Raw genomic sequence first — 10,181 nt, forward strand, 5'->3', positions numbered from 1 at the left:
TTTTCCTTTAAAGCCCCTTTAAAACCCCTTCGCTACCGTTAACACCGCCAGTCATCCGCGGAGAATCCCGGAACGCACAACTTCCCTTCCGTTCGTCGTCACTGCGACGGCCCGTTCGACGGTTGACCAGAGGATTCCAAGGATGAGCCTTTACAGCGCCATGCGGTCCGGTGTCAGCGGCATGTCCGCGCAAAGCTCGCGCCTTGCCGCCATTTCGGACAACATCAGCAATTCGCAGACGGTCGGCTACAAGCGGGCGACTGTGGATTTCTCCACCCTGGTCACCTCGCCCGGCAGCCGCAGCACCTACACCGCCAGCGGCGTGCAGTCCGCCACGCATTATCAGATGCAGCAGGACGGCACGATCCTCGGGACCAGCTCATCCACCGACATGGCGATCAGCGGCAACGGCTTCTTCGTCGTCGGCAACAAGGCCTCGGGCACGCCGCAATATTCGCTGACCCGCGCCGGCAGCTTCCTGCCCGACGAGACCGGCTTCCTGCGCAACAATGCCGGCCAGTATCTGGAAGCCTGGAAGCTGAACCCGGACGGCACCATGCCGAACGTCAGCAGTTCACGCTTCGACGACCTCCAGTCGGTGAATGTCGGCAATCTCGTCTATGGCGGCAGCAAAACGACGCAGATGGATTTCTCCGGCAACCTGCCGGCCCAGGCCGCCACCGGCGACAGCTTCACCAGCAGCCCGACCTTCTATGACGGGCTGGGCAATCCGCTCGACCTGTCGATGACCTGGACCAAGGCCGCCGGCCCCAACCAGTGGACGCTGACCGCCGCCGGCCCGGCCGGCTATACCGTGACCGGCGCGCCGGTGACGCTGACCTTCGCCGCCACCGGCCCCTATGCCGGCAAGCCGGTGGACGGCGCCGGCCTGCCGCTCGACCCGATGCCGGGCCTCACCGTCACCTCGCCGGCCACGCCGACCGCCGACAGCTTCACCATGTCGCTCGGCAACGTCACCCAGCTGAACGGCGATTACGTGCCGACCGTCACCGGCGACGGCGCCAAGGTCGGTCAGGTCACCTCGGTCAACATCGACGACAGCGGCAAGCTGTGGGTGATGTACGACAACGGCGCCCGTCAGGGGCTGTACCAGATCCCGATCGCCACGGTCACCAACCCCGACGGTCTGGTCGCCCAGGACGGCAACACCTACACGCTGGGGGCGGACACCGGAACCCTGACGCTGGGTGCGGGCAAGCAGGGCGGCGCCGGCAGCGTCGTCGGCAGCGCGCTGGAGCAGTCGAACGTCGACATCGCGACCGAACTGGTGTCGCTGATCGAGACGCAGCGCGCCTACTCGTCCAGCGCCACCCTGGTGCGCACCGCCGACGAGATGGTCGAAGAAACCACGCGCCTGAAGCGCTGAGCCCAGCCTCGACGGAGTTCCGGCCATGAGCGTCCAACTCGCCCTCACGTCCGCCCTGTCCGGCCTGCGCACGACGCAGCAGCAGGCGGCGATGGTGTCCCACAACCTCGCCAACGCCACCACCGCCGGCTATGTGCGCCGCGACCTCGATCTGTCGGCGGTCACCACCGCGGGCCGAGGTGCCGGGGTGCGGGTCGACGCCGTCGCCCGCAAGGTGGACGAGCTGCTGATCCGCGATGCGCGGTTCGAGACCAGCCGTTACAGCGGGCAGGAGGCGCGCGCCTCGGCGCTGGCCGACTATGCGCTGGTGCTGGGCCAGCCGCAGGACGAGAAGTCGGTCTCGACCCAGCTGTCGAAGCTGCAACAGGCCTTCTCCCGCCTGCACGACATGCCCAACGACGACGCGGCGCGGAACGCCGTGGTGTCGCAGGCGACGGCTCTGGCCGGCGGGCTCAACCGTGCCGCCGAGGCGGCGCAGACGGTGCAGGACGATGCCAGGGGCCGGCTCCAGACCTCTGTCGATGTGGTGAACACCTCGCTCCAGCGCATCAGCGACCTGAACGGCAAGATCGCGACCCTGGAGACGCGCGGCGGCGATGCCGGCGACCTGCGCGACCAGCGCGACCGCCTGCTCGATCAGGTCTCGCAGGAGATCGGCATCCGCACCTACAGCCGCGAGGACGGCCAGGTCGTGGTGATGACCCGCAACGGCCAGACCCTGCTCGACCACCCACTGGCGCCGGGCGAGCAGCCGCTGACCCTGCTGGGCGACGAGGTGATGGCGAACGGCGTCGCCCTGTCGGCCAACCCGGACAGCGAGATCCAGAGCGGCCGCATCATGGGCTATGTCCAGACCGTCAAGCAGGACATGCCGCGCGCCATGGCGCAGCTGGACGAGCTGGCCGCCGGCCTCGTCCAGGCCTTCCAGGGGGCGGAGGCCGACCCGACCCAGCCCGGCCTGTTCACCGATGCAGGCGCCGCCTATGGCGCCACCGCCGGGCTGGCCTCGCGCATCGCCGTCAACGGCGCGGTGCGGACGGAAAGCTGGCGGGTGCAGAGCGGCGTGCAGGCGGCGGCCCCGCTCCAGCCGGGCGACCAGACACAGATCGAGAAATTCCAGGCCGTCTTCACCGGCACCCGCAGCTTCGCCGCCACCGACATGCCCGCCAACGCGACGCTCGGCGGCTACGCCACCGCCATGGTGTCGGCCCAGCAGGGCTACCGCACCGGCGCGGAGTCGGAGATGAACGCGCGCAAGATCAGCGCCGACACGCTGGAGACCGCCCGCATCAACCGCGACGGCGTCAACATCGACGACGAGATGCAGAAGCTGCTGCTGATCGAGCAGAGCTATGGCGCCAGCGCCCAGGTGGTGCAGGTCGCCGGCCGCATGATCGACATCCTGTTGCAGATCAAGGGGTAAGCCGATGCTGTACAATGCCCTGTCCACGCTGGGGATGAGCCGGTCGCTGCAAAGCACCATGACCCGGCAGCAGATGGAGCTGACCCGCGCCAACGAGGAGGTGTCGACCGGCGTCCATGCCGACGTCGCCGCGACCATCGGCGCCGGCACCGGCCGCGACATCGCGCTGCGCAACCTGTTCGACCGCACCGAAGAGTATGTGAAGACCACCGACCTGCTCGACGGCCGGATGAAGACGATGGACAGCGCGATGACCAGCATCCTCGCGTCGGGCACCGACCTGCTGGCCGCCGCCTCCACCGGGCTGGGACAGCAGTCGCCGACCGGGACGTCTCTGCAAATCCGCGCGCGCGGCGTGCTGGATCAGGTGGTCGGGCTGCTGAACGCCGCGTCCGGCAACAGTTATCTCTTCGCCGGCACCGCGCTGGACCAGCCGCCGATGCGCAATGTCGACGGCGACAAGTCGGGCCTGCGCTCGCCGATGCAGATCGTCCGGGACGCCATCCAGTCGGCCACCGGCGGCACCGCCATGCCGACCACGGCGGCGGAGACCGCGGCGGTCGTCGCCCGGCTCGACGATCTGTTCGCGGTGCGCGACCCGGCGACCCCGGCCCCCGCCCCGCTGACCGACAGCTTCGAAGGCGGCCTCTACACCGGCACCACGGCGCTCCAGCCCGGCGGCACCGCCTCGCCGCGCGTCAGCGGCCAGCCGGCGGAGTCCACCGGCATCGCCTATGGCGTGCAGGCCAACGACCCGATGATGCGGCAGATGCTGGAAGGCATCTACATGCTGGCGGCGGTCGATACCTCGCAGATGGATGTCGACGCTTATCCCGACTACATCAGGACCGCGGTCGACAAGCTGTCCGGCGGGCTGGGCAAGCTGCGGGAGGCGACGGCCCAGCTCGGCATCCAGCGCGCCCAGGTCGCCACGCTGGCCGAGCAGCACAAGACGCAGAAGTCGATCCTCAGCCTGCAGATCGACAATCTGGAAGGCGTTGATCCCTACGAGGCCAGCACGCGGATCAGCCAGCTGGAGGCGCAGATCGACGCCACCTCCAGCGCCACCGCGCGCATCGCCAAGCTGCATCTGACCAACTATCTCTAGGCCTATCGCAATGAGCCCCGGCATCCAGGTCCCCCTATCGTACCGGCTCCGGCCCGCCTTGCGCCGCGCCTTGGTGCTGGCCGGCGGGCTGCTGCTGGCGCTCGGCATGCTGTCGGCAGCCCCCGGTCCGGCGGCGGCGCAGACCCGGGTGAAGGATCTGGTCACCTTCGACGGGGTGCGCCGCAACCAGCTTGTCGGCTACGGCCTTGTCGTCGGGCTGAACGGCACCGGCGACCGGCTGATCAACACCCCCTTCACCGAACAGAGCCTGAAGGGGATGATGGAGCGGCTGGGCATCAACACCCGCGGCGAGACCCTGCGCACCCGCAACGCCGCGGCGGTGATGGTGACGGCCAGCCTGCCGCCCTTCCCGCGCCAGGGCACCACTGTGGACGTGACGGTCTCGGCGCTCGGCGACGCCACCAGCTTGCTGGGCGGCACGCTGGTGGTGACGCCGCTGCTGGGGGCCGACGGCGAAGCCTATGCCGTGGCCCAGGGGCCGCTGTCGGTCAGCGGCTTCACCGCCGGCGGAGCGGCGGCGACGGTGACCAAGGGCGTGCCGACCACCGCCCGCATCGCCAACGGCGCCACGGTGGAGCGCGAGCTGAAATTCGCGCTGAACGATGTCGGCGCGGTACGGATGGCCCTGCGCAACCCCGATTTCACCACGGCGATCCGCATCGCCGACGCGGTGAACGGCCGGCTCGGTGCCGGCAACGCCCGGGTGGTCGACCTGACCACCGTCGATGTGCGGATCACCGGCTCTTATGTCGGCAACGTCTCCCGCCTGATCGGCGAGATCGAACAGCTGGCGGTCCGGCCCGACGCCATCGCCCGCGTGGTGGTGGACGAGCGCAGCGGCACCATCGTCATCGGCGACGATGTCAGGGTCAGCCGCGTCGCCATCACGCAAGGCAACCTGACCGTCCGCGTGGTGGAAACGCCGCAGGTGTCGCAGCCGCAGCCTTTCAGCAACGGGTCCACCGTGGTGGTGCCGCGCACCGACGTGCAGGTGCAGGAGGGCAACGGCCGCCAGTTCGTGACCGTCGGCGGCAATGTCAGCCTGCAACAGCTGGTCAACGGGCTGAACGCGCTGGGGGTGGGGCCGCGCGACATGGTGGCTATCCTCCAGGCCATCAAGGCCGCCGGCGCCCTGCACGCCGATCTGGAAATCATCTGACCCCCCAATACCGGGATGAACAGACCAGGATGGAGAGACGACGATGGACATCGCCGCAACGACCCTCCGCAGCCCTGCGACGCCCACGCCGGCAACCGCGACGCCGGCCCTCCCCAACCCGGAAGCGGCCGACAAGGTCGCGAAGGAATTCGAGGCGATGCTGGTCGGCCAGCTGATGGAAAGCATGTTCGCGGGCATGCGCGAAAGCCCGCTGTTCGGCGGCGGCGGCCCGGCGGAGAAGCCCTGGCGCAGCATGATGTTGCAGGAATACGGCAAGGCCATCGCCGAATCCGGCACGCTCGGCATCGGCAGGATGACGCACGACGAGATCGCCCGCCTCTACGCATCGCAAGCGGAGCAGCGCTCATGAGCGTCACCCTCAAGGACCTGATCCACGAATTCGCCCCCGACCGCCGGCCCGAACAGGCCGAGGCCGAAGGACCGGCCGCTCCCGATCCCGGTTATGACGGCGCCACCGCCCTGCTGGTGCGCGACTTCCTCGACGCGGTGGAAGCGCTGTCCGCCGTGCTGGAGGAGGAATCCGCCTGCATCGCCGCCGGCATGCTCGACCGGCTGGAGGTCTTCGCCCACCGCAAGGCGGCGATGGCCGAACAGCTGGAAGGCGCCGTCCTGCGCGCCCGCGACGAAGGCATCCGCCTGCCCGACGATCTCCGCGCGATGACGCTGGAGCGCATCGACCGGCTGGAGCGGGCGGTGTCGGTCAACGCCTCCGGCCTCGTAGCCCTGCGCAAGGCGGTGCTGACCATCAACCGCAACCTGCTGACGGCGCTGGAGAGGGCGTCGAGCGACGGCACCTATGCCCGCGATGGACAGGCGCGCCGGCCGGTGGAACTGTCGGCCTCCGGTCTGAACGCCACGCTGTGATGCCTGTTAGAGTCTGATCGACTTTAGCGGCCCTTCACGCTGGACAACTCGCCGGCCTGTTCCAGCTTGATGATGCTGGCGACCAGTGCGCGCTGGAAGCCGCGGGCATCGGACGGCAGCGACACCCCGGCGCCGGTCGGCCAGAATTCGACGAAGGCGAGGCTGCCCTCCTCCCCCGCACCCGGCCATTCGAAGGCGACGCCCAGCCCGATCTCCTTCGTCGTCCGCCGATGGTCGGTGACGAGGATCTGCGCTTCCCAATGCATGCCGCCGGCGCCCTTGTCGGCCCGCTGCTGGCTCCAATTCCGCAGATAGTCGCGGAAGGTCTCGGACTGGCGGTCGAGCCGCACATAGCTCGACCGGTCGGTCACCGTCTGCGCCAGCTTCGTGGTGTAACGCGCCTGGGCGAGCGCCCGCGTCACATCGGCGCAAAGCTCCTCGATCTGGGCGAAGCTGCGCTTCACCGTGTCGGCAAGCGCCGCCGCCAGGGCCGGACCGGTCAGCGCCGCCGCGGCGTGGTCCTTGCGATACATGTCGAAGAGATCGTCCGAATCGCCCATCGCCATCACCACGCCACCGTCAAGGTCATCACCGCATGGGATGGACCGCATCCGTCGAATTCAGCAAAAACATGTTAATAGCCGGTGAAGCGGCGCCAGGAACAGCTGGCTTGGTGCCCGGAAAGCCCAAATATCCCCACGTCATCGCTTCTTCATCGAAACGGCATAAGATCATATCGGGTGATCAAGCACATGTGAGGCTCCGGACACCGTAAGGACACACCCCCATGCGCAAGCTGTTCGCACCGGTCTTCCTCATTGCCATGGCGCTGCCCGCCGGTGCCGCTTCGGCGGCGGCGGTGGAGGTCGGCCCCCGCCCCTATTTCCTGATCGACCAGATCCGCAATCCGGAGCTGAAGGCGAAGCTGGAGGCCTGTGCCGACAAGCCCCTGGAGAAGAAGCTCTTCTCCATCGCCCACCGCGGCGCGCCGATGCAGTTCCCGGAACACACCCTTCAGTCCTACCGCGCGGCGGCACGGATGGGTGTCGGCATCCAGGAATGCGACGTGGCCTTCACCGCCGACAAGCAGCTCGTATGCCGCCATGCCCAGAACGACCTGCACACCACCACCAACATCCTGGCGACCGACCTCGCCAGGAAATGCACCAGGCCTTTTACCCCGGCCGAGGGAGACAAGCCGGCCTCGGCCGAATGCCGGACCAGCGACATCACCCTGTCCGAGTTCAAGAGCCTGATCGGCAAGATGGATGCCGCCAACACCAAGGCGGCCAGCGTCGATGCTTATATGAAGGGCACGCCCGCCTGGCGCACCGACCTGTATGCCGCGGCCGGCGGCACGCTGATGACCCATGCCGAGTACATCCGACTGGTCAAGGCGCAGGGTCTGAAATTCACGCCTGAACTGAAGGCACCCGCGGTCGACATGCCCTATCAGGGCTGGACCCAGGAGAATTACGCCCAGGCGATGATCGACGAATACAAGGCTGCCGGCATTCCGCCGGAGGATGTCTTCCCCCAGTCCTTCAACCTGTCCGACATTCTGTACTGGATCAAGGCCGAGCCGGCCTTCGCCAAACAGGCCATCCTGCTGGACGAGCGGGACGAAACCGACAAGACTTTCAACCACATGGATCCGGCCACCTTCAAGCCCTCGATGAAGGAGCTGAAGGAGATGGGCGTCAACTACATCGCCCCGTCGCTGCCGCTGCTGGTGACCGTGGAGAATGGCAGGATCGCCCCGTCGGCCTATGCCAAGGAGGCCAAGGCCGCCGGGCTGAAGATCATCACCTGGTCGCTGGAGCGCTCGGGCCCGCTGCAGAAGGGCGGTGGATATTACTACAAGTCGATCAACGAGATCGTGAACAACGACGGCATGGTCTATGAGTTGGTCGATGTGCTGGCCCAGCAGGTCGGCGTCGAAGGCATCTTCTCCGACTGGCCGGCAACCGTCACCTATTACGCGAACTGCATGAACCTGAAGTGAACAGCGAAACGCCCCGTCTCATTGGAGGCGGGGCGTTTCCGATGTGTGTGAAGATGCAAGCATGTGCGTTTTGCGTATTGAGCGTCTCTTGTGCCTGAGCGACCTGGCGGCGACCTACTCTCCCACGTCTTAAGACGCAGTACCATTGGCGCGGAGGCTTTTCACGGCCGAGTTCGGGATGGGATCGGGTGTTTGACACCTCGCCATGACCACCAGGTCACCGAGGCACAAGACCGACGCTGTTACCGAAAGCGCGTATGCTTGTTCGTGCAAGTGATTTGAGGATGTATCGAACGGCGATGCGCTGGTCAAGCACTGCTTGGAACAGGCTTGCTGCTGCGCATGGCGCGGTTAGTGTGGTGTCGAGATCAAGCCGATCGAGCGATTAGTAAGGCTTAGCTTCAGGCATTGCTGCCCGTCCACATGCCTCCTATCGACGTGATGGTCTGTCACGGCTCTCAAGGGAGCTCTGGTTTAGAGGTGGGTTTCCCGCTTAGATGCTTTCAGCGGTTATCCCGTCCATACTTAGCTACCCGGCCATGCCACTGGCGTGACAACCGGTGCACCAGAGGTATGTCCATCCCGGTCCTCTCGTACTAGGGACAAATCCTCGCAAAACTCCGACACCCACGGCAGATAGGGACCGAACTGTCTCACGACGTTCTAAACCCAGCTCACGTACCACTTTAATCGGCGAACAGCCGAACCCTTGGGACCTGCTCCAGCCCCAGGATGTGATGAGCCGACATCGAGGTGCCAAACGACTCCGTCGATATGGACTCTTGGGAGTCATCAGCCTGTTATCCCCGGCGTACCTTTTATCCGTTGAGCGATGGCCCGTCCACGTGGAGCCACCGGATCACTATGGCCGACTTTCGTCTCTGCTCGACTTGTCAGTCTTGCAGTCAGGCGGGCTTATGCCATTGCACTCGTCGAGCGATTTCCGACCGCTCTGAGCCCACCATCGCGCGCCTCCGTTACACTTTGGGAGGCGACCGCCCCAGTCAAACTACCCGCCATGCAGGGTCCCGGACCCGGATAACGGGCCACGGTTAGATGCCAGAGACTTCAAGGGTGGTATTTCAAGGTTGGCTCCACACGAGCTGGCGCCCATGTTTCCAAGCCTCCCACCTATCCTACACATGAAGTCCCTAGCACCACTGCAAAGCTGTAGTAAAGGTGCACGGGGTCTTTCCGTCTGACCGCGGGAACTCCGCATCTTCACGGAGAGTTCAATTTCGCTGAGTTGGTGTTGGAGACAGCGGGGAAGTCGTTACGCCATTCGTGCAGGTCGGAACTTACCCGACAAGGAATTTCGCTACCTTAGGACCGTTATAGTTACGGCCGCCGTTTACCGGGGCTTCAATTCAGAGCTTGCACTCCTCCTCTTAACCTTCCGGCACCGGGCAGGCGTCAGACCCTATACGTCGCCTTGTGTGGCTTCGCAGAGCCCTGTGTTTTTAGTAAACAGTCGCTACCCCCTGGTCTGTGCCCCCCGCCATGGCTTGCGCCACAACGGGGCCCTCTTCTTCCGAAGTTACGAGGGCAATTTGCCGAGTTCCTTCAACACCATTCTCTCAAGCGCCTGGGTATACTCTACCAGTCCACCTGTGTCGGTTTGGGGTACGGTCTGTATGGCGGGGCTATTTCCTGGAACCGGTCCACAGCACGATCAATCCGATAAGATCGTACACGCTTTCCAATCCGTCACCTCCGCCAGGCCCACGAATATTAACGTGGTTCCCATCGACTACGCCTTTCGGCCTCGCCTTAGGGGCCGGCTCACCCTGCGTGGATTAACCTTGCGCAGGAACCCTTGGACTTTCGGCGACAGTGTTTCTCACACTGTTTGTCGCTACTCATGTCAGCATTCTCACTTCCGATACCTCCAGGCGGCCTCACGGACACCCTTCGCAGGCTTACGGAACGCTCCGCTACCACGCGATCAAAGATCGCATCCGCAGCTTCGGTACACGGCTTGAGCCCCGATACATTTTCGGCGCAGGCCGGCTTAACTAGACCAGTGAGCTATTACGCTTTCTTTAAAGGATGGCTGCTTCTAAGCCAACCTCCTGGTTGTCATGGCCTTCCCACATCCTTTCCCACTTAGCCGTGATTTGGGGACCTTAGCTGGCGGTCTGGGCTGTTTCCCTCTCGACGATGGACCTTAGCACCCACCGTCTGTCTGCCGGA

General features: G+C 65.5%; 8 protein-coding genes and 2 rRNA genes (1 of these 10 running past the window's edge). 7 read left to right on the top strand and 3 right to left on the bottom strand.

Features of this window, described 5'->3' with window-relative positions; all coding sequences use genetic code 11:
- Nucleotides 1-142: 142 nt before the first annotated feature.
- The 6 genes from ABNQ40_RS30715 to ABNQ40_RS30740 are packed head-to-tail and all read left to right on the top strand — an operon-like array spanning nt 143 to nt 5,983.
- On the top strand, nt 143-1,387 hold the full coding sequence (locus ABNQ40_RS30715) for a flagellar hook protein FlgE (RefSeq protein ID WP_109050687.1): 1,245 nt from the start codon (nt 143-145) through the stop codon (nt 1,385-1,387).
- Nucleotides 1,388-1,412: 25 nt separating this feature from the next.
- A complete protein-coding gene (flgK, locus tag ABNQ40_RS30720) occupies nt 1,413-2,810 on the top strand; it encodes a flagellar hook-associated protein FlgK (protein WP_109050688.1) in 1,398 nt (465 codons plus the stop codon).
- A 4-nt stretch (nt 2,811-2,814) separates the two neighbouring features.
- Entirely contained in the window at nt 2,815-3,918 is a 1,104-nt protein-coding gene (locus tag ABNQ40_RS30725; RefSeq protein WP_391349230.1) for a flagellin, read from the top strand.
- Nucleotides 3,919-3,928: 10 nt separating this feature from the next.
- The gene (locus ABNQ40_RS30730; RefSeq protein WP_174475231.1) at nt 3,929-5,098 is read left to right on the top strand and encodes a flagellar basal body P-ring protein FlgI; all 1,170 of its coding nucleotides are present in this window, start codon (nt 3,929-3,931) and stop codon (nt 5,096-5,098) included.
- Between the two features lie 43 nt (nt 5,099-5,141).
- Entirely contained in the window at nt 5,142-5,468 is a 327-nt protein-coding gene (locus tag ABNQ40_RS30735; protein WP_109050691.1) for a rod-binding protein, read from the top strand.
- A complete protein-coding gene (locus tag ABNQ40_RS30740) occupies nt 5,465-5,983 on the top strand; it encodes a flagellar protein FlgN (RefSeq protein WP_391349231.1) in 519 nt (172 codons plus the stop codon). The genes ABNQ40_RS30735 and ABNQ40_RS30740 overlap by 4 nt, the downstream gene beginning before the upstream one ends.
- 23 nt (nt 5,984-6,006) lie before the next feature.
- Here ABNQ40_RS30740 and ABNQ40_RS30745 read toward each other — a convergent pair whose 3' ends face one another.
- Nucleotides 6,007-6,594 (bottom strand): hypothetical protein, encoded by a 588-nt coding sequence (locus ABNQ40_RS30745; RefSeq protein ID WP_247879888.1) that lies wholly within the window; start codon nt 6,592-6,594, stop codon nt 6,007-6,009.
- Between the two features lie 176 nt (nt 6,595-6,770).
- Here ABNQ40_RS30745 and ABNQ40_RS30750 point away from each other — a divergent pair, with 176 nt between their 5' ends.
- Nucleotides 6,771-7,988, top strand: coding sequence for a glycerophosphodiester phosphodiesterase family protein (locus ABNQ40_RS30750; RefSeq protein ID WP_391349233.1), 1,218 nt, complete (start codon nt 6,771-6,773; stop codon nt 7,986-7,988).
- Between the two features lie 101 nt (nt 7,989-8,089).
- On the opposite strand, the gene rrf is transcribed toward ABNQ40_RS30750, so the two are convergent.
- Both rrf and ABNQ40_RS30760 read right to left on the bottom strand, forming a co-directional pair.
- A 5S ribosomal RNA gene (gene rrf, locus ABNQ40_RS30755) occupies nt 8,090-8,205 on the bottom strand.
- Nucleotides 8,206-8,352: 147 nt separating this feature from the next.
- Nucleotides 8,353-10,181 (bottom strand): 23S ribosomal RNA (locus ABNQ40_RS30760) (it continues 916 nt past the right edge of the window).

This window comes from Azospirillum sp. A23, from assembly GCF_042938965.1.
Taxonomy (GTDB): Bacteria; Pseudomonadota; Alphaproteobacteria; order Azospirillales; family Azospirillaceae; genus Azospirillum; species Azospirillum melinis.

Excerpts from the sequence above, each read along its gene's own strand:
- ABNQ40_RS30725 (WP_391349230.1), top strand. The coding sequence starts at position 2,815 with ATGCTGTACAATGCCCTGTCCACGCTGGGGATGAGCCGGTCGCTGCAA.
- ABNQ40_RS30745 (WP_247879888.1), bottom strand. The coding sequence starts at position 6,594 with ATGCGGTCCATCCCATGCGGTGATGACCTTGACGGTGGCGTGGTGATG.
- ABNQ40_RS30730 (WP_174475231.1), top strand. The coding sequence starts at position 3,929 with ATGAGCCCCGGCATCCAGGTCCCCCTATCGTACCGGCTCCGGCCCGCC.
- ABNQ40_RS30735 (WP_109050691.1), top strand. The coding sequence starts at position 5,142 with ATGGACATCGCCGCAACGACCCTCCGCAGCCCTGCGACGCCCACGCCG.
- ABNQ40_RS30740 (WP_391349231.1), top strand. The coding sequence starts at position 5,465 with ATGAGCGTCACCCTCAAGGACCTGATCCACGAATTCGCCCCCGACCGC.
- ABNQ40_RS30715 (WP_109050687.1), top strand. The coding sequence starts at position 143 with ATGAGCCTTTACAGCGCCATGCGGTCCGGTGTCAGCGGCATGTCCGCG.
- ABNQ40_RS30750 (WP_391349233.1), top strand. The coding sequence starts at position 6,771 with ATGCGCAAGCTGTTCGCACCGGTCTTCCTCATTGCCATGGCGCTGCCC.
- flgK (WP_109050688.1), top strand. The coding sequence starts at position 1,413 with ATGAGCGTCCAACTCGCCCTCACGTCCGCCCTGTCCGGCCTGCGCACG.